Origin of the sequence: Maribellus comscasis (assembly GCF_009762775.1) — a bacterium.
In the GTDB taxonomy this organism is placed as follows: Bacteria; Bacteroidota; Bacteroidia; order Bacteroidales; family Prolixibacteraceae; genus Draconibacterium; species Draconibacterium comscasis.
This window is the reverse complement of the sequence record NZ_CP046401.1, coordinates 7,023,010-7,043,204: the sequence shown is the minus strand read 5'-3', so window position 1 is coordinate 7,043,204 and position 20,195 is coordinate 7,023,010. Positions and strand designations below refer to the sequence as shown.

Below are 20,195 nucleotides of genomic sequence, written 5' to 3'. Positions count from 1 at the left end.
AATTAAGCCTTTAAATTATGAATTCAAGAAGAAAATTTATTAAAAGAACAGCAGGAGCTTTAGGCGCTTTCACTGTTGTTCCGGGGCATGTATTATTTGCCAAACCTGAAATACGAAACGCCGCCGGTGAATTGGTAAAACCACGGGTTATTGCTCCTAGCGATAAAATTAATATGGCGTTTTGCGGAATTGGTAACCGCGGAGGACAAATTCTTCAGGCACATAACAGCACCGGGATGATAAATACAACTGTTTTGTGCGACGTGGATATGGGAGCTAAGCATACGGTTAAAAGTATTGAAGACCATCCCAAAGCAAAACAATATCAGGATTTCAGAGAGATGTTTGAAAAGTCGGCCAGGGAATTTGATGCTGTTTGTGTTGGAACACCCGATTTTTCTCACTTCCCAATTACCATTCTGGCCATGTCGCAGGGGAAACATGTGTATGTTGAAAAACCACTTACACGGACTTTTTATGAATCGGAGTTGCTGATTGAAGCAGCTAAAAAGTACGGAGTTGTAACCCAAATGGGAAACCAGGGGCATTCTGAAGGAAACTATTACCAGTTTAAGTCGTGGGTTGAAAACGGAATTATAAAAGATGTTACAAGAATTACGGCCCACATGAACGGGCGTCGCCGTTGGCACGACTGGGATGTTAATATAAAAAAATACCCGGTTAATCCGGTAATTCCCGAAACCTTAGACTGGGATACCTGGCTGATGACAGCGGAAGAACATGGGTATCACGAGGACTTTGTGAACGGGCAGTGGAGGTGTTGGTATGAACATGGAATGGGGGCTCTGGGTGACTGGGGAGCTCATATTATTGACACTGCACATCAATTTCTGGAGTTGGGATTACCCTTCGAAGTTGATCCGATAAAAATTAAAGGGCACAACAAATTGTTTTTTCCAATGGAATCAACGCTGGCTTTTAAATTTCCCAAAAGAAAAAATATGCCGGCCTGCACAATAACATGGTACGATGGTATGGAAAATATTCCTCAGGTTCCGGAAGGATTTGGTGAAATAGAAGTTGACCCTAACATTCCGCCAGCAAGTAACGGTGTAATGCAACCGGCAAAATTAGGTGCCGGTAAAGAGATCTATGGGAAAGACTTAACTTTTAAAGGAGGTTCTCACGGTAGTACACTTTCAATTATTCCTCCCGAAGCTGCAAAAGATATGGAGTCAAAACTACCTGAAGTTCCGGAAAGTCCGTCAAACCATTTTGAAAACTTCCACCGGGCAATTCAGGGAACAGAGAAAACAAATTCACCTTTTGAAATTTCAGGTCCTTTAAGTCAGGTATTTTGCCTGGGAACTATCGCACAACGTTTAAATACAAAAATTGAGTTTGACAGAAAAGAGAAGCAGATAACAAACAATAAGCTTGCAAATGAACTGTTAAAAGGAACACCGCCTCGTAAAGGCTGGGAAGAATTTTATAAACTATAAAAGTGTTCAATTGTTTTTTTTAAAACTCTCTGGATATGAATGTCGGAGAGTTTTTTTATTTTTATATAAAGCTATCAAAAAATAATACTTATGAATCGTTTACAAATACTCATTTTATTTATTCTGGTTGCATTTGTAACTAACCTGAATGCGCAGCCAAGAAAAGAATTCATCCAGGTACTGGTTTCACCTGATAAATCAGACTGGACTTACGAAACAGGCGAGCGCGCTGAATTTACCATTTCTGTTTTGAAAAACAGTGTCCCCCTTGACAATATAGAAGTGCAATACAGAATTCAACCTGAAAAGGTGGACGTTTGGGAAGAAGGAACCATTAAACTGAAAGACGGTAAAGCAACTTTAAAAGCTAAAAAGTTTAAAGATCCGGGATTTTTGCGTTGCCATGCTTCGGTTGAAATCGACGGCAAAACCTATTCTTCTTATTCTACAGCCGGGTTTTCGCCTGAGGAAATTCAGCCAACAACCACATTGCCTGATGATTTTGAAAAATTTTGGAACGGCGGCAAGGAGGAACTCGCCAAAATTCCGGTAAATCCTGTAATGACCTTAATTCCCGAACGGTGCACCGATAAAGTTGATGTATACCACGTGAGCATGAATAATATCAGTGGAAAAATTTACGGTATTCTTTGTAAACCCAAAGCGGAAGGAAAATATCCGGCCATTTTGCATGTTCCGGGTGCGGGAATTCGACCTTATTACGGAGATATTTACGGGGCCGAAAATGGCTTTGTTACGCTTCAGATTGGAATCCACGGTATTCCGGTGAATCTTGACCCTGTTGTATATAACGATTTGCGATATGGGGCACTTGATAACTATTGGGTTACAAACATGGATGACAAAGACAATTATTATTACAAAAGAGTGTATTTGGGCTGTGTCCGTGCTGTTGATTTTATCGAAAGCCTCGATTGTTTTGACGGCGAAACCATCGGTGTTACAGGTGGTAGCCAGGGCGGAGCACTCTCCATTATAACTGCCGGGCTCGATGATAGAATCGATTATCTGGCGGCATTTTATCCTGCACTGGCCGATTTAACGGGCTATCTGCACGGACGGGCAGGAGGGTGGCCTCACATGTTCAGGAACGATTTTACCAATAAACCGGAAAAAGTGGAAACATCAAAATATTTTGATGTCGTTAACTTCGCACGTTTTGTGAAAGTACCCGGGTGGTACAGTTGGGGATACAATGATAATGTTTGTCCGCCAACATCGACATATGCTGCTTATAATGTAATTACAGTATCAAAAGAGTTACATATTTTTCAGGAAACGCAACATTGGACATTTCCCGAACAGCAGGAGTTAAAGAATGAGTGGCTGTTTAAACAACTAAAAAAAAATGACAGATAATCAGATATTTAACGACACTTTTTTTGCCATGGGAACACGGTGCGATATCGTTTTCACCGAGCTTGAAGCCGAATTTGCTGAACAGATGTTTCAACTGGTAAAAAATGAAGTCGTTTATCTGGAGAAGATTTTTAGCCGTTTTATTCCCACTTCTGCTGTTGCCGAAATAAACAACGCCGACAAAAATAAATGGCTAACGGTTCCCGAAGATTTGTGGAATGCCATAGCACTCTGTTTTGATTTTTATCAGATGAGCAACGGAGCATTTGATATCACAGCCGGGCCAATTATTAATTTGTGGAAAGAGAAAGCAGATGAATTGGATAAGGTTTCTAAAAAAGAAATTAGAAAAGCATTGGAGAAGAGCGGGTTCCATAAAGTTGATTTGGATTTTGAAAAGAAAAGACTTCGCTACACAACTGACAATATGGAGCTCGATTTTGGAGCAATTGGAAAAGGGATTGCAATTGACAGAATAAAGCCACTTTTGGAAATAAATGGCGTCAAAAACGGAATTGTCAGTTTTGGAGAAAGTTCTATTCTTGCGCTTGGAAAACATCCAAATGGAGAAAGCTGGCCTTTAGGGATCAGAAATTCTTTTCAGCCCAACCAATACGTCCATGTTTTTTCTGCAAATAATGAATGTGTTACAACGTCGGGTATTGTCGTAAACAACGATGATGGCCGGATAAAATGGCGAAATCACATTATTAGCCCGGTTTACGGCTATCCGGTTTACGAAAATAAACTGGTTTCGGTAAAGTCTCAATCTGCCTCTTTCGGTGAATTTATTTCTACTACCTGGTTGATTTTGCCCGAAGAGGATAAAAATATTTTGGCGGAACAATTAAAAGATATAGAGATTCTGGAAGCAGAATACACAGAAGAAAAAGAATTTAAAACCAAACTAACCGTGATCTAGAATTGAACTCAAAAACTTTACAATGGAAATTACAAAAAGGAATCGGAGGGAGTTTTTAAAGGAGATGAGTATCTATGCAGGTTCAACTGCATTTCTTGCTTCTATCCCATGGATAAATGCTTTTGCACAGGAAAACGGGAAAAACATTGCTCCCTCAGACAGAGTGCGGCTGGGAATAGTGGGAGTTGGTAGCCGGGGCCACGGCTTGTTGTTAAATTTGCTTGCCATTGAAAATGTGGATGTAGTTGCGGTTTGCGACAATTATCAGCCCATGTACGAAAGAGCGATTAAAACCACCAACGGAAAAGCAAAGGCTTTTTATGATTACCGGAAGATGCTTGATGAATTTAGCGATTTGGATGGAGTTATTATTGCAACACCACTTCACGAGCATGCACATATTACAATTGATTTTTTGAATGCCGGGATTCATGTATTTTGTGAGAAATCGATGGCCAGAACGATTGAAGACGCCAAACAAATGGTTGATACCTCGGTACAAACCGGCAGGATTTTGCAGATAGGTCAGCAGCGGCTTTTTAACCCGGTTTACCTCGATGCCCTGGAACGGATTCGCCAGGGAGAAATAGGTCAGCTTACACAGGTTCGGGCGTTCTGGCATAGGAATAACGACTGGCGAAGACCGATTCCCGGGCCTGAGTTGGAACGAAAAATAAACTGGAGAATGTACCGCGAATATTCCGGAGGGTTAATGACTGAGCTGGCTACACACCAAATTCAGGTGGCCAACTGGTTTATAGATCAGGTTCCAACGCAGGTTGTGGGAAGCGGGAGCATTTGTTTTTGGAAAGATGGCCGTGAAGTATACGATCAGGTTGCACTGGTATATGATTACCCCAATGGAGTAAAATGTATATACGATTCAATGATTGCCAACAAACATTATGGTTTGGAAGAACAAATTATGGGAAACCTGGGAACCATTGAACCGGAAGCTAACCGGATTTATTCTGAAAATCCGCCCTCTGCACCCGGAATTCGTCAGCTGGTTTACAACATTGAATCGGGTATTTTTGATGTTATCCCTATTGGCGGAGCTACCTGGCTTCCTGAAGTTGCCGGTACCGACCCGGGTAAAATGATTAAATCGTACGACAATAACGATACTTATTTGCAGCTCGTGGGATTTACCAAAGCAATTAGAACAGGAAAACCTTATCCCAATCTTTTAAGGGAAGGTTTTCATGCCACAGTGGCTGCGCTTCTTGGCTTGCAGGCAATGGATACAAATGCTGTAGTTACCTGGCCGGCGGAATACGTAATGAAGAAGGAATAAACAGCTCATATAATTTGTAAAAAATTGACGATGAAAAATATAACTATTACAGCAGCAAGGTTGAAGAAAGAAGCAATTATTCTTTTGGTTTGTTTTTTCGCAGCAGTAGGATTAAATATTTACGCTATTTCAAAATATAAAACCGATTGGAGCGAACTAATAAGTCAGCTTCCCGTTGTACTCGGAATAACTTTTCTTATTTACTTTTTGGTATTATTGTTTCGTTTGGTATTTTTAGCCATTACCAAACTAATTCAAAAAAACTAAAATGAAAGTGACTTATGGACTACTCTTTATTTTAATAATCGGGCACCCGGGATTCTCCCAGGTTAAAATGAAAAAGGCCGAAGGGGGTTTTTTGTTTACTGAAAATCAAAAAGAAGTGCTTTTTTTTCAAACAGAACCCAAAAATAAAGAAGGACAGTATGAACGTTGTAATTACATCCATCCGCTTTGGGGACTAAAAGGGAATGTACTAACAGAAGATTTTCCGGCAGATCATTTACATCAGCGTGGAGTGTTCTGGGCGTGGCATCAGATTTGGATTGGTGATAAACGTATCGGCGACGGTTGGGAACTAAAAGATTTTGAACAACAGCTTAATGAAGTGGAGTATGTCTCCGACAGAGATGGCTCAGCCGTTTTTAAAACCGAAATGGCATGGAAATCGGACAAATGGAAAAGATTGGGAGAAAAAATTTCTTATCTGAAAGAGAATACAACGATTACAATTCATCCCGAAAAAAGTAATTACAGGAAAATTGATTTTGAAATTCACCTTTTGGCTTTGGCCGAGAATCTTTCAATTGGTGGCTCTGAAGATGAGAAAGGCTACAGTGGTTTTTCGGTGCGAATGCTCCTCCCGGACGATGTTACTTTTTCTGGTCCCGGCGGAGAAATAAAACCGGAAGTGACTCAGGTTGAATCAAAAGGTTATGTGAATATTTCAGGCTCAGTTGGTGCCAATAATACAAAAGGAGGGATTGTTATTGTTGATAATCCCGATAACCCCGGTTATCCTCAAAAATGGATTCTGCGAGATAGAAACAGCATGCAAAATGCCGCTTTTCCCGGAAACAAAACAATACCCGTTTCTACCACCGAATCGTTGGTTTTAAAGTACTCCTTAATTGTTTATTCAGGTAAGATGAATGACAGAAAAATTCAAAAGATTGTTTCAGAACCATAATTGATACCAAACCGAATTATAATTTTTTATTCTGATGAATAATATAACCTAAACCTGGTTTTTCATAAAGCAAATTATCCAATGAAAAGATTAAGTGTTTTTCTTATTTTGTTTTTGATGATAACGTATTTTTCTTCGGCTCAGAAACGGCCCAATATTCTTTTTGCCATTGCCGACGACCAGTCGTTTTCGCATACCGGATTTGCCGGATGCAATTTTGTTAAAACACCGGCTTTTGACAAAGTGGCTGCCGAAGGGATCTATTTCACAAACTGTTATGCCGGTTCACCCGGTTGTGCACCTTCGCGGAGTACAATTGTAACCGGACGGTATCACTGGCAAAATGAACAATCGGGTCAGCATGCTTCTTCATGGTTAAAAAAATATGTTCCTTTTGTTGATATGCTGGAGAAAAACGGCTATTACACAGGCCGGACAGGCAAGGGAGTTGGCCCTTTTCAATATGCGCGTAATGAAGGCGATTCGCTCTGGAGAAAAGAAGATGCAGCGGGAGTTGCCCGTTCAAATATCCGCTATACGAAAGAAAATGATGAACGAACGGCGGGAGGAATTCATACAACAAATTATTTTGAAAACTTTAAATATTTTATCGAACATCAGCCTGAAAATGAACCTTTCTTTTTTTGGTACGGATGTTACGAGCCTCACAGGGCGTATGAAGAGGATTCCTGGAAAAGAACAACTAAAAAGATAAAAGACGCAAAAGTGCCTCTGTTTCTGCCGGATGACAAAATTATACGAGGAGATTTGCTCGATTATGCAGTTGAAATTGAGTGGTTTGATTTGCATTTGCAACGTATGCTGGATTATCTGGAAGAAATCGGAGAACTTGAAAATACGATTGTAATTGTTACTGCCGACAACGGAATGCCTTTCCCCCGTGCAAAAGCAAATGGTTTTGAGTATGGGGTTCATGTGCCATTGGCTGTTCGGTATCCGAAAGAATTTCCTTCCGGAAAAGTTGTTGACAGCCCGGTTTCATTTGTTGATTTTGCACCTACAATTCTGGAGCTGACAGAAAGCTCCCCACAGGGAATGAAACCGATTTTTGGAAAAAGTATGAAACCTATTCTCGAAAACCCGGACAATCCGGATGCTGCAAGAGCGTATGTTTTTGCAGGAAGGGAGCGTCATTCATCGTCGCGTTATAAAAATTGGGGCTACCCGCAACGGGTCGTCAGAAGTAAAGATTTTCTTTTCATTTGGAATATGAAACCGGAACGGTGGCCGGCAGGAGCACCTCAACGAATAAATCCTGAAAATCCGGATGAACTTCTTCCTATGTATGGTATCGATGAAAATGGAGTTCATCATTCCGACTGGGCATATACTGACATCGATGCTTGCCCAACCAAATCGTTTATTGTTGAAAATCGCAATGACAAAAATATTTACAAATATTTTGAATGGTCGGTGGGGAAGAGGCCGGAATTTGAACTTTATGATATCAAAAAAGATCCGGAATGTCTGGATAACCTAGCGGGGAATCAAAAATATCAGGCGCTTGAAAAACAACTAAAAAGTGCCCTGCTTAACAAATTGAAGGAAACGGGTGATCCACGCGTAACAGGTCCAAATCCGGAAGTATTTGACTCTTATTTACGTTACAGTCCAATGCGGCAATTTCCCCAACCGGAACAATAAAAAGAGGTTGTCCAAAAAGTCATTTCATAATAGGATTAACTTACAATTCGTAAGTAACCGCTTTGTTTCTTACCCTAAATCCCCTGTAGGAAACTTTAAGCCTCCCTTTTTAGGGGAGGTTTGGAGGGGTAAAACGAAAGCCGGTTATAAAATGAAAGTTTCATTTCAATTTATTTTACTTTTTGGACAACCTCTTAAAATTAGTTGTTGTTTTGTTAATCTTCGGGGTAAAAAACAGAATTGAAAAATGCCTTCATTTCTGCACAGTAATATACTCCGTATTTTTTAAAAGTATCTTTTGTCCTTTCATCCGGTTTCCAGTCAAAAAATGCATGACCGGCACCGCCTGCCTGCACATACTGAACTCGTTGCCCCGCCTGAACCAATGCATCAACATAAACTTTAACAGCTTCATCTTTTATTAACATGTCTTTGGTCCCACGGCTTAAATAGTGTGGAATTTCCCTTTCAGAAGCATTTGGAATATTACTGAGAGGGGCAATTCCTTCTTTCCAGGTTTCATCCGCTTTGGGATCTCCGGAATAATGGTTTAAAAGGTTGCCTCCAAAAACACCGTAGCTCGGAGCTGCAGCCTGAATGGCTTTCATCATTTCATTTCTTACTTGTTCAGGAGTCTTGTTTTCGGGAAGGTAGGAAGGCATAAATTCAAATACGCCCGGTGTTTTCCCAAATCCACCGTCTCCGATTTTGTTTGGCATTGTACCGGCCACAGCAGAAAGATGCCCGCCTGCACTGTCGCCGGTTACTGCTATTCGGGTCGGATCGCCGCCATATTCTTTGGCATGTTCCATAATGTGGGCGATGGCACCAAAAACATCTTCAATAATGTCTGCCATTATATTTCCTTCTTCATCGCCATCCAGTTTGCCCTGCCAGCGGTAATCAATACTGAATACTACATATTGTCCTCCTTTTGTTAGTTCACGGGCCATTCCACGCATAATATCTTCATTGTTTGACGCCCAGCCGCCACCATGGATTATCACAATACAGGGAAGGTTTTTGGCTTCTTTGGGCGAGTAAACATCATATTTTAATGTTTTAACACCCGGTTTTGCATATACTACATTTTGAGTGACATTTATGTGGTTTACTTCAGATGCCTTTATAAAAGAAGCTCCAACATGTTTATCCTGATTGATAAGCACTTCAAAAGGCGATGCCATAGTTTCGTGATACATGGCCCCCCACATGCCTTTTACAGAATAGTAACCGGCATCCAGAACATAGCCTTCATCCGGTGTTGCCCTGATTTTAAGAATAGTTCCTTCCGGTAATTTTCCGTCAGAAGGAATTTTAGGCACAATTTCGATACTTCCGTTTTTTGTTTCATCAACAACGACCTGGTAAGTCTTTTGTGCATTAATAACTGCTGAACCGATCATAATAATAAGAAAGCTTAGGAAAACAGGTTTTAGATTCATTTTTTATTGTTTTAGTTTACAGTAACAATGTTTCAAAAGTAACATTTGATCTTGTAAAGCAGAGACATTCAGGGAATAAACATGTAACACATTTTGAAACTTTTTTTAAACTACCCGGTACAATAAACAGGTAACCTGATTCTCTTGAGCTGTTAAGTCAGTATTTGTTCGTGATTCTTTATGTATTTAAAACCATTTAAAATGCCAGCAAAAAAACTAAAAGCTTTTCTTGATGAGAAGGACATAAAATATGTGGTAATAAAACATTCAAGTGCTTTTACTGCACAGGAAATTGCTGCGTCGACACATGTTTCAGGAAAAGAATTTGCAAAAACTGTGATGATTAAAATTGATGGAAAAATGGCAATGGCAGTTTTACCTGCTTCCTTTCAGGTAGATTTTAATCTTTTACAGGAGATTTTTGGAACCCGAAAGGTTTCACTGGCCAGTGAAGCTGAGTTTAAATATTTCTTCCCTGACTGTGAATTGGGAGCCATGCCACCGTTTGGAAATTTATATGATTTGGGAGTATATGTTTCGGAAACGATGGCTGAGGACAAAATGATCGCATTTAATGCAGGTACACATACCGAAATGATAAAATTGGAGTATAAAGATTTTGAGCGACTGGTTCAGCCACGAGTTTTTAAATTTTCATGGAAAACGGTTTCCATTCCCGGAGATCCCAGTGAGAGATGGGAACTTGACTATTAGCTGTTTTTTTGGTTCCAACTATAGTTGTAAAACTTTAGCCCCTCTTATTTTTCGATTTTTTATATCCATAATTGCTTTGTTTGCCTGCTCAAACGGATAAATTTCTATGTGAGGTTTAAAGGGCATTTCAGCGGCAATTTTGATAAACTCCTTTACATCGTAGCTGGTCACGTTGGCTACACTTTTTATCTCTTTTTCCATCCATAAGTGACGCTGGTAATCGAGTTTTGTTAAAAAATCCTGATCTGTCGATTCTTTTCTGATGGCGTAAATAACCAATCTTCCACCTGGTTTTAGAAACTCCAAAGCAGAAATTGCTGTTTTCCAAACCGGTGTTGTGTCAATAATACTTTGTAATAATTCTGGAGGTTTCTCTGTTGAGTTACCCGTCCATTTAGCACCAAGTTCAAGAGCAAATTCTCTTTCTTTTGGGTTCCGGGCAAAAATATAAACCGCTGTTTTGGGGTAACGGTACTTTAAAAGTTTTAATACAAGGTGAGCAGATGCCCCAAAACCTGTTAATCCGATTGGTTCGCCGTTTTTTAAGTTGCACAAGGCAACCGAGCGATAACCGATTGCACCGGCGCAAAGCAGGGGAGCGGCTTCAGCATCAGAAAAAATCTCAGGAATCGGATAGGCATATTTTTCAGGCACAACCATATATTCAGCATATCCTCCGTTTGTATCCCGTCCTGTGGCCCGAAAATCGGGACACAAATTTTCTTGCCCCGACAGGCAGTATTCACACGTTCCACAGGCTGAGAAAATCCATGCTACTCCAACCCGATCTCCAACATTGAAAGTTGTTTTTTTGCTTTTTGATTCTTCAACGGTTCCGATAACCTGATGCCCCGGAATTACCGGATATTTTGGCGGAGGAGTGCGGCCTTCAATTTCATCAATCTCTGTGTGGCAAACGCCGCAAGCCCGAATACGGATTAGTAATTCTCCGGTTTTTGCAGTCGGTTTGCGAAGCTCTTTGAATTGTAAAGGTTTGTCCTCTTTTGTCAGATCCGAAATCTTGTTAATTACCCAGGCTTTCATAAGCGTAAAATTAGAGGATGTTTTCAGAAAAACAAAAGAAGGACTATAAATGAAAAAACCTTCAAAGCACAAAGGCCCCGAAGGTTTTTAGAATATATCAAAGTACGTGTTTTACATCAAAAAGCTTAGCAAAATACCTGCACCTACAGCCGAACCGATCACACCGGAAACGTTTGGAGCCATGGCATGCATAAGCAGGTGATTGGTCGGGTCTTCTTTTAATCCCATCGTCTGTACAACCCTTGCACTGTCGGGAACCGCAGAAACACCTGCTGCACCAATCATCGGATTTATTTTATTTTCCTTTTTCATAAAAAGATTCATAATTTTTGCACCGGTAACTCCACCTGCAGTAGCGACAACAAATGAGGCTGCCCCCAAAGCAAAAATTTTAATCGATGAAGGAGTAAGGAAAACATCAGCTTGTGTTGAAGCACCAACTGTAATCCCAAGTAAAATGGTGATAATATCAATTAAGGTATTACTTGCAGTATTGGCCAATCGTTTGGTTACTCCCGATTCTTTTAGCAAATTACCAAAGAAAAGCATTCCGAGCAACGGAAGTGCAGACGGAGCGATGTACGCTGTTAAAATCAATCCAACAATAGGAAAGAGAATTTTTTCCAGCTTTGAAACCGCACGCGGAGGCTTCATTTTTATTTTTCTCTCCCGTTTGCTTGTCATTAAACGAATAACAGGTGGCTGAATAACAGGGACCAGAGCCATATAGGAATATGCGGCAATCGCTATTGGCCCGATAAGGTTTTTCACCGTAGTGCCGTCGGCCAGGACATTAAGCCCGTTGGCCAGTTTTGAAGAAATAAAAATAGCTGTTGGCCCGTCGGCACCTCCAATAATTCCGATAGCACCTGCTTCCGGTGGTGCAAAGCCCAAATAAAGCGCTCCCAAAAAAGTAAGAAAAATACCGATTTGTGCCGCTGCACCAAGTAACATTAGTTTTGGATTCGAAATCAGTGACGAAAAGTCTGTCATGGCACCAATACCAAGGAAAATAAGTGGCGGGTACCAACCCTGCACAACTCCCTGGTAGAGGATATTAAGTACTGAACCCGGTTCATAAATCCCCAGTTTCAGGTTAAAATCAGTAACCTGAAACATTGGAATATTACCAATTAGAATTCCAAAACCAATCGGAATCAGAAGCAAGGGTTCAAAGTCATATCGAATGGCCAGGAAGATAAAAACAAAACCAACGAGCATCATTACCAGGTGACGCCAGGAAACGTTTGCAAATCCTGAGAATTCGTAAAAATTGAATAAACCTGAAACAGCTCCGCTGTAGTTTTTGTACACTAAACCATCACCGGCCAGGTGTCCGTTGTCATCAAGATATAAAGCACGGTCGGGTAAAGTAACAATTTCATCTTTTGTAACATAGCCGCCCTGGTTATTGGGGTCGGTATTTTTGTGAAGATGAGTGACTTTTACCGGGTTAAAACTAAGAAGCACTTTTCCGTCTTCAAAGCTGTAGTGACCGGTGTAACGAACCTTGGCCGAGTCAAGAATAAAGGTTTTGTCTTCTTCAAAACCGTAGGTTTTAAATCGTCTTTTTGTTGTTACATTTTCGTCGTCACCGTCCTCGATGTGGTAAGTTGGATTTGGAACATAACCATCACTATAGTTTACCCATTTCCCTTTCGTAAGAACATTACCTATTTCTTTTGATTGTTCACCGCCAAAAACAGCCGGCGAACAAAGAAATAAAAGTAGTAGTAATTGAAGTATTTTTTTCATGTTAAAAATCGTAAGGTTATCCAATTTCAATCAAAACATCATCCTGCAACACGGTATCACCCACGTTTACTTTAATAGAAAGAATTTCTCCACCTTTATCCGTCTGAACCTGGTTTTCCATTTTCATGGCTTCCATAATCATCAGGGTTTGTCCTTCCGTTACAACATCGCCTACTGATACATTAATTTTTAATATAGTACCTGGCAGTGGTGCTCCAATGGTATGTTTTCCTGTTGTTTCTTTCTTTTTAATTTGTCCTTCGCCCGGAAGTTGCTCAACCGGTTTACGGATTAATTTAGGTGTTTTTGAAGTTTTGACTTCTCCTTTGATTTTTACCTCGTAAATGGTACCGTTTACATCCACCTCTGCAATATCTTCTTCAATATCCCTTATGTGAACATCGTAATCGTTACCTCTGATTATGAATTTATATTTTTTCATGTTGTTTATTGTTTTGGCCAATTTTGTGTTACACTGTAAATTTTTGAACTCCAGGGAGAATATGCTTTTCTAACTCTTTTTATGGTTACAATGTTACTCTCTTCATCATGCATTTCGTCGAAATACAAATGAAGCGCCATGCTGATTGCTGCAGTAACATTTCCTTCCACAATATAATCGTCTTCTTTCTCCTCTTTATGAGTTTCTTCTTCTCCTTTTTTGCGAAACATCTTTTTCAGATTAATATTCACAATTTTAGGCAGGCGAAGAAACACGACCACCAAAAGTGTCAGTGCAAAAAACACAATTGAAAATCCAACTATCGTAACTGTATAACCGAATTCTACCGAACTAACCAATAGTGTAAATAAAAGATTCATGGGTTTTCAGTTTTAAAGTGGAATGTTTGAATGTTTTTTCGGTGGATTTATCAGTTTTTTTGTTGCCAAACTTTGTAATCCGCGAATAATTCTGAAACGTGTATTTCTTGGCTCAATCACATCGTCGATATAACCAAAAGAAGCAGCCTGATACGGGTTGGCAAACTTTTCTGTGTATTCCTCTTCGTGTTTTGCAATAAATTTTGCTCTTTCTTCCGGGTCTTCAATGTCCTTTAATTTTCTGCCGTGTAATACTTCAACGGCACCGGAAGCACCCATCACTGCAATTTCGGCTGTTGGCCATGCATAATTCAGGTCGCCTCGTAATTGTTTACACGACATTACATCGTGTGCACCACCATACGATTTACGCAAGGTTACTGTTATTTTCGGAACCGTAGCTTCACCGTATGCAAACATTAGTTTTGCACCGTGTGTAATAATACCGCCGTATTCCTGTTTACTTCCCGGCAAAAATCCCGGAACATCAACCAGCGTAATAATCGGGATATTAAAACTATCGCAGAACCGAACAAAACGGGCTGCTTTTCTTGATGCTTCAATATCGAGTACTCCTGCCAGGTAATTAGGCTGGTTGGCAACAATACCTACCGGCTGACCGTCAAATTTTGCAAATCCGACAACGATATTTCGTGCATAATTTCTGTGAATTTCCAGAAACTCGGAATAATCAACAATGGTATGAATAACATCTGTTACATCATATGGCTGATTGGGATTTTCCGGAATAATTTCGTTTAATAGATCGTCCAAACGATCAATAGGATCGTTACACTCCGTAACTACAGGATCTTCCAGGTTATTTTGAGGAAGATAACTTATCAGTTTCCGAAGGATCATTAGTCCCTCTTTTTCATTTTCAACCAAAAACTGGGCGACACCCGATTTTGAGGCATGGATTTTACCACCTCCCAAATCTTCAACGCTGATATTTTCACCGGTAACGGTTTTAACAACTTTAGGACCGGTAACAAACATGTAGGAATTTTGCTCGGTCATCATTATAAAGTCGGTAAGGGCAGGGGAGTAGACAGCACCACCTGCACAGGGGCCAAAAATGGCAGAGATTTGCGGAATAACTCCTGAGGCCAGGATATTACGCTCAAAAATTTCGGCATAGCCGGCCAGCGATGTAACACCTTCCTGAATACGCGCACCACCTGAGTCATTAATACCAATTACGGGCGCTCCGGCTTTCATAGCCATGTCCATCACTTTGCAGATTTTTTGCGCAAAGGTTTCAGAAAGTGAACCTCCGAACACGGTAAAATCCTGTGAGAAAACATAAACCACTCTTCCGTCGATGGTTCCGTGTCCGGTTACTACACCGTCTCCTAAAAATTTTGTTTTTTCCAAACCAAAGTTTGTACAACGATGTGTAACAAACATGTCAAACTCCTCAAAACTTCCTTCATCAAGCAACAACTCAATCCTTTCACGGGCGGTAAATTTACCTTTTCTGTGTTGCGATTCAATACGATTGATTCCTCCACCAAGTTTTGCCTCAGCACGTAAATCAATTAATTTTTTTATTTTATCCTGGGTACTCATTATATAAAATCGGTTGTTATATTAACTTATTCTTTTCCGCAAATTTCGGTAAGCACACCCATTGTTGATTTTGGATGAAGAAAACCGATATTTAGTCCTTCTGCTCCTTTTCTGGCCGATTTATCGATTAGCCGGACTTCTTTTTCTTCCAGTTCGGCTAACGATTGATTTACATCGTCAACTGCAAACGCAAGATGGTGAATTCCCTGGCCTTTTTTCTCGATGAATTTTCCGATTGGTCCTTCCGGATCTGTTGATTCCAGCAATTCGATTTTGGTTTGACCAACCATAAAAAAAGCTGTTTTTACTTTCTGGTCTGTAACTTCTTCAACCGAATAACATTTCAGACCTAGTTTTTCTTCATAAAATGGAATTGCCTCCTCCAAACTGTTAACTGCAATTCCAATGTGTTCAATATGCGATATGTTCATCTTATTTAGAATTATTTTAAAGTGTTTATTGTCAGAATTTTAAAGCTGCAAAGTTACTTTTCTGTTTATTCCTTAAGTTCAAAACGAAAAAACATTTCATTTTTGAATATGAATTTCAGAATTAATTAATATTGACATTTTGATAGCCTCAATAAATGTTTGAAACAAAAAAAAGGCAGAACCCAGTCTGCCTTGTTATCCTAATTTTTTACTGTTCGTCCCAAACAAAATGGAAATGAGGCCCAAACCGTTCAAATGCTGCTTTATCCAATTCTTCCTGATGTTCAGGATGAGCTATGGATATAATCAGTTTTGCGCGGTCCTGCAATGTTCTTCCATATAAATTTACTGCACCATGTTCTGTAACCAGCCAGTGAATGTTTGCACGTGTACTTACTACACCTGCACCGGGCGTCAGAATAGGTGCTATTTTGCTAATCCCTTTATTGGTAACTGACGGCATGGCAATGATTGGTTTTCCTCCTTTACTTAATGAAGCTCCCCTCAGAAAGTCGATTTGTCCGCCAACACCTGAATAGAATTTTGTTCCGATAGAGTCGGCACAAACCTGTCCGGTAATATCAATTTGTAATGCCGAGTTAATTGCAGTTACTTTTGGGTTTTTGGCAATTACATTAACACGGTTGCTGTAACGAACATCATTCATTAAAACTCCCGGATTGTCGTCAACAAAATCATACAATTTTTTTGACCCCATCAGGAAGGTAGCGACCATTTTACCTTTGTCAATTTTTTTGTTTTTTCCGTTAACCACGCCTTTGTCAACAAGAGGCAGAATACCATCAGCAAACATTTCAGAGTGAACTCCAAGATCTTTGTGGTTTCCAAGCATTGTTAAAACAGCATTTGGAATGGCTCCGATTCCCATTTGCAGGGTAGCGCCGTCTTCAACCAGTTCGGCTACGTAACCACCAATTTTGCGGTCGGTTTCGCTAATTGGGCCGGGTTCGGCAGTTACCAGTTCGCTGTCGTCTTCACAGAAAAGGTCAATTTCGTTGATGTGAATCATTGCATCACCAAATGCACGCGGTACATTCGGGTTTACAATTGCAATCACAGTATCAGCTTTTTCTACCGCCGCCAGTGTAGCATCAACCGATGTCCCGAGAGAAACATAACCAAACTTGTCAGGAACAGAAACCTGAATCATGGCTACGTTTACTTTTAAATAACCTTCGCGGATTAAACGTTGTGTTTCCTGAAGAAAAACAGGAATATAATCAGCGTAACCTGCCTGAGTTTGTTTTCTTACGTTGTGAGCCACAAAAAATGATTCCAACTGAAAGATTCCCTCGAATTCAGGATTTGCATAATCAACTGTTCCTTCCGTATGGATATGCTGGATTCTTACGTTTCTGAACTCTTTGTTTCTTCCTCTTTCGCACAGTGCTTTAATCAGTGGGTGTGGTGTCACAGCAACACTGTGCATGTGCACACGATCATTTGATTTTACTACTTTTACCGCCTCTTGTGGCGTTATAAATTTTATATTTTTCATGGTTTCCGGACTATAAATCAGGTTTTCGAATTAAGGGCGCAAATATAAAAAAACAATCTGCTTTTTTAACTTTCGAATATCAGAAATACTTGTTCAAAAGCTTTTGTAAAGTATATGTTAACTTTACACTTTTTGCCATAATGTAAATAGTTAAAGACGTCATTTTGTTCAAATTATTTTTTCGAACAACTTTTATTTGGTGACTTTTTTTTGATTTCAGGATGGAAGATTCCTGCTGGCGGAATATGAAGTAATACATTGTGTTACAATATCAGACAAACAACCCGAGGATTTATATAAATGAAATACTATCTTTAACAAGCTGAATTAAACCGGTAAAATTATCATGAGGAGATACCTTTATTTTGTAACTTTTGTAGCGGCCCTTGGGGGGCTGATGTTTGGTTTTGAAACCGCGGTTATCAACGGTGCCATTTATTATGTTGCAGAACATTTTCAGCTAAGCGAGTTTATGAAAGGATTTGTAGTAAGCACGGCACTGGCCGGATGTGTGATTGGTGCCTTGTTTATCGGGAAGCCCGGAGATAAATATGGCAGGCGTTATATGTTGAAAATAATGGCTGCGCTTTTTTTGTTTTCGATGCTGGGAGCTGGTTTGGCCGCAAATATCTGGATGTTTGTGATTGCCCGCTTTTTGGGGGGTATTGCCGTTGGAGGTGCGTCAGTGCTTACACCCATGTATATTTCTGAAGTTTCTCCTCCGAAAATTCGCGGGAAGCTGGTTGCAACCAATCAGCTGGCTATAGTTACCGGTATTTTGGTTGCTTTTTTTTCCGACTATATGATTGACAGTTTGCTGCATGGAAGCTGGCGCTGGATGTTTTTGGCCGGTGTGGTTCCGTCGGCAGTCTTGTGGGTGCTGTTGTTTTTTATTTCGCGCAGCCCCCGTTGGCTGGTGAAAATCGGGAAAAACGAAGAGGCCCGTGAAGTGATAAAAAGGGTGAATCCGGAAGAAGATGCAGATTTACTTATGACTTCCATAAAAGATTCCTTAAAAGAAGAGGCCGCAAATAAAAGAGTGTCGCTAATGAAAAAGCCTTATTTACGGCTTGCAATAATTGGTATTGCTGTAGGAATGTTTAACCAGCTGGCAGGAATCAATGTCATTATGTATTATTCAACCGATATTTTCCGGCAGGCAGGGTTTTCAGGCGAAGCAGCTTTATTTCAGTCTGTACTGATTGGTTTGACCAATTTGATATTTACCATTGTTGCCATGTCAATTATCGATCGCTTCGGACGTAAATTTTTGCTTTATGTCGGAGCTTCGGGAATGTCAGTTTTTTTGGGTTTATTCAGTTGGGCATTTATAACCGATACTAAATCGGGATTTATTCTTTTATCGTTGTTAATCGGATACATTGCTTTTTTTGCTTTTTCGCAGGGAGCGGTTATCTGGGTTATTCTTTCAGAGATGTTTCCAAACAGTGTCCGCGCAAAAGGAACTGCAATGGGCTCATTCTCGCACTGGATATTTAACTTTGCAATTGCCTTGTTGTTTCCGGTTGTTTCTTCCATGATTGGAGTTGGCTACGTATTTGTTTTCTTTACTGTTGCTACATTGTTGAGCCTTCTGTTTTACCGCTTTGCATTAATCGAAACCAAAGGTAAATCACTGGAGGAAATTGAAAAGTTGATATTAAAAAAGTAGATTTGCCTTATTAACAGAACTTATTCCCAATGAGTATAAATTTTAGCTAAAACAATCGTTATGAAAAGATATATTTTATTTACTGTATTTATTGCAGGATTTATTGTCGCACAGGCACAGCAGTCAGAAGAGTCAAACCTTTGTATGGGGCATTATTTTACCCAGCCGGAAGGCAAAACGTTTATTGACCAGTTGAAAAAGCAGTACACCACAAAAGAAGAGTGGTTAAAACGGGCTGAAGTAATCCGTCAGGGAATTCTGGAGGGAGCAGATTTGAGCCCTTTACCGGAGAAAACACCCCTGAAACCCCGGTATTCAAAAGAAAGAAAATACAATGGTTATACGGTTCGGAATGTAGCCATCGAAAGTTTGCCCGGTGTTTTTGTTACCGGTAGTTTATATCTCCCCGAGAAAATGGATGGAAAAACAGCGGGTATTCTTTCTCCGCACGGACATTTTGGCGATCGGATGCAGTCGGCGCGGGTTAGCTCCGATATTCAAAACCGCTGTATTTCTTTTGCAAAAATGGGTGCTGTTGTTTTTGTTTACGATATGGTTGGTTATGGAGAAATGGCTGCCTACGGTTGGGAACACAATCATTCCAAAGCATTAAAACAACAAATATGGAACAGCATTCGTGCGCTCGATTTTTTATTGTCGCTGGATAATATCGACCCCGAACGAATTGCGGTGACAGGCGCATCCGGCGGAGGTACGCAAACATTTATGTTAACAGCTGTTGATAAGCGTGTAAAAGTTTCGGCGCCGGTGGTTCAGGTATCAGCGCATTTTTTTGGTGGGTGTGTGTGCGAAAGCGGAATGCCTGTACATAAAAGCGACCATCACCAGACCAACAATGTGGAAATAGCTGCACTTACTGCCCCGCGGCCTTTATTGCTCGTATCAGATGGTGGCGACTGGACATTAAATACGCCTAAAGTTGAGTTTCCGCATATTCAGTACATATTTAAACTGATGGACGTTGAAGAACGGGTAGAGAATGTTCATTTTCCGGATGAAGGACATGGTTACCAGTTCTCAAAACGTAAAGCCGTTTATCCCTTTTTAGCAAAATATTTAAACCTTAACCTAAATGCTGTTCTCGACGATAAGGGGGAAATAACCGAAGAGGGAAATGTCATTGAACCCTATGAAACATTAAAAATATTTACCGCTTCCAATCCGCTGCCCGACTATGCTGTGCGTACAAACGACGATGTGGTTTGGTAGCGTTTGAAGAGAGGTTTTATTCAGACACTTTGAGGTCTGGCCGACGCTCAAAGGTCGCGGATATATTTTCTTAAC

General features: G+C 40.3%; 18 protein-coding genes. 10 read left to right on the top strand and 8 right to left on the bottom strand.

Annotated features, from left to right (window positions below; translation table 11 throughout):
• The first annotated feature begins 17 nt into the window (after nt 1-17).
• The 7 genes from GM418_RS28245 (at nt 18) to GM418_RS28215 (ending at nt 7,916) form a co-directional block, all read left to right on the top strand.
• Complete coding sequence (locus GM418_RS28245) at nt 18-1,463, top strand: Gfo/Idh/MocA family oxidoreductase (RefSeq protein ID WP_158871258.1); 1,446 nt, start codon at nt 18-20, stop codon at nt 1,461-1,463.
• Between the two features lie 90 nt (nt 1,464-1,553).
• Nucleotides 1,554-2,843 carry an acetylxylan esterase gene (locus tag GM418_RS28240; protein WP_158871257.1) on the top strand — a complete coding sequence of 430 codons (1,290 nt, stop codon included), beginning with the start codon at nt 1,554-1,556 and terminating at the stop codon, nt 2,841-2,843.
• Nucleotides 2,833-3,765: an FAD:protein FMN transferase gene (locus GM418_RS28235; protein ID WP_158871255.1), complete on the top strand. Its 933-nt coding sequence runs from the start codon at nt 2,833-2,835 to the stop codon at nt 3,763-3,765. The genes GM418_RS28240 and GM418_RS28235 overlap by 11 nt, the downstream gene beginning before the upstream one ends.
• A gap of 22 nt (nt 3,766-3,787) precedes the next feature.
• Nucleotides 3,788-5,062 (top strand): Gfo/Idh/MocA family protein, encoded by a 1,275-nt coding sequence (locus tag GM418_RS28230; RefSeq protein WP_158871253.1) that lies wholly within the window; start codon nt 3,788-3,790, stop codon nt 5,060-5,062.
• Nucleotides 5,063-5,092: 30 nt separating this feature from the next.
• Nucleotides 5,093-5,329 carry a hypothetical protein gene (locus tag GM418_RS28225; RefSeq protein WP_158871251.1) on the top strand — a complete coding sequence of 79 codons (237 nt, stop codon included), beginning with the start codon at nt 5,093-5,095 and terminating at the stop codon, nt 5,327-5,329.
• Between the two features lies 1 nt (nt 5,330).
• Nucleotides 5,331-6,251: a DUF6807 domain-containing protein gene (locus tag GM418_RS28220; protein WP_158871249.1), complete on the top strand. Its 921-nt coding sequence runs from the start codon at nt 5,331-5,333 to the stop codon at nt 6,249-6,251.
• A gap of 81 nt (nt 6,252-6,332) precedes the next feature.
• A complete protein-coding gene (locus tag GM418_RS28215; protein WP_158871247.1) occupies nt 6,333-7,916 on the top strand; it encodes a sulfatase family protein in 1,584 nt (527 codons plus the stop codon).
• 215 nt (nt 7,917-8,131) lie between these two features.
• Here the strand turns inward: GM418_RS28215 and GM418_RS28210 are convergent, their stop codons facing one another.
• Complete coding sequence (locus GM418_RS28210) at nt 8,132-9,361, bottom strand: alpha/beta hydrolase (protein ID WP_158871245.1); 1,230 nt, start codon at nt 9,359-9,361, stop codon at nt 8,132-8,134.
• Nucleotides 9,362-9,562: 201 nt separating this feature from the next.
• Here GM418_RS28210 and GM418_RS28205 point away from each other — a divergent pair, with 201 nt between their 5' ends.
• The gene (locus GM418_RS28205; RefSeq protein ID WP_158871243.1) at nt 9,563-10,075 is read left to right on the top strand and encodes an aminoacyl-tRNA deacylase; all 513 of its coding nucleotides are present in this window, start codon (nt 9,563-9,565) and stop codon (nt 10,073-10,075) included.
• An 18-nt stretch (nt 10,076-10,093) separates the two neighbouring features.
• On the opposite strand, the gene GM418_RS28200 is transcribed toward GM418_RS28205, so the two are convergent.
• The 7 genes from GM418_RS28200 to GM418_RS28170 all read right to left on the bottom strand — a co-directional run bounded on the left by GM418_RS28200 (nt 10,094) and on the right by GM418_RS28170 (nt 17,218).
• Nucleotides 10,094-11,119: a zinc-dependent alcohol dehydrogenase family protein gene (locus tag GM418_RS28200; RefSeq protein ID WP_158871241.1), complete on the bottom strand. Its 1,026-nt coding sequence runs from the start codon at nt 11,117-11,119 to the stop codon at nt 10,094-10,096.
• Between the two features lie 111 nt (nt 11,120-11,230).
• Nucleotides 11,231-12,874 (bottom strand): sodium ion-translocating decarboxylase subunit beta, encoded by a 1,644-nt coding sequence (locus tag GM418_RS28195; RefSeq protein ID WP_246222784.1) that lies wholly within the window; start codon nt 12,872-12,874, stop codon nt 11,231-11,233.
• Between the two features lie 16 nt (nt 12,875-12,890).
• Nucleotides 12,891-13,316 carry a biotin/lipoyl-containing protein gene (locus GM418_RS28190; protein ID WP_158871239.1) on the bottom strand — a complete coding sequence of 142 codons (426 nt, stop codon included), beginning with the start codon at nt 13,314-13,316 and terminating at the stop codon, nt 12,891-12,893.
• A 5-nt stretch (nt 13,317-13,321) separates the two neighbouring features.
• Nucleotides 13,322-13,696, bottom strand: a complete 375-nt coding sequence (locus GM418_RS28185) for an OadG family protein (RefSeq protein ID WP_158871237.1) — start codon at nt 13,694-13,696, stop codon at nt 13,322-13,324.
• Nucleotides 13,697-13,708: 12 nt separating this feature from the next.
• The gene (locus GM418_RS28180) at nt 13,709-15,268 is read right to left on the bottom strand and encodes an acyl-CoA carboxylase subunit beta (RefSeq protein ID WP_158871235.1); all 1,560 of its coding nucleotides are present in this window, start codon (nt 15,266-15,268) and stop codon (nt 13,709-13,711) included.
• A 26-nt stretch (nt 15,269-15,294) separates the two neighbouring features.
• Complete coding sequence (gene mce, locus GM418_RS28175; protein ID WP_158871233.1) at nt 15,295-15,699, bottom strand: methylmalonyl-CoA epimerase; 405 nt, start codon at nt 15,697-15,699, stop codon at nt 15,295-15,297.
• 208 nt (nt 15,700-15,907) lie between these two features.
• Nucleotides 15,908-17,218 carry an acetyl-CoA hydrolase/transferase family protein gene (locus tag GM418_RS28170; RefSeq protein ID WP_158871231.1) on the bottom strand — a complete coding sequence of 437 codons (1,311 nt, stop codon included), beginning with the start codon at nt 17,216-17,218 and terminating at the stop codon, nt 15,908-15,910.
• 346 nt (nt 17,219-17,564) lie between these two features.
• On the opposite strand from GM418_RS28170, the gene GM418_RS28165 reads away from it, so the two are divergent.
• Nucleotides 17,565-18,890: a sugar porter family MFS transporter gene (locus GM418_RS28165; RefSeq protein WP_158871229.1), complete on the top strand. Its 1,326-nt coding sequence runs from the start codon at nt 17,565-17,567 to the stop codon at nt 18,888-18,890.
• Between the two features lie 60 nt (nt 18,891-18,950).
• Nucleotides 18,951-20,120, top strand: coding sequence for an alpha/beta hydrolase family protein (locus tag GM418_RS28160; protein ID WP_158871227.1), 1,170 nt, complete (start codon nt 18,951-18,953; stop codon nt 20,118-20,120).
• Nucleotides 20,121-20,195 lie beyond the last annotated feature (75 nt).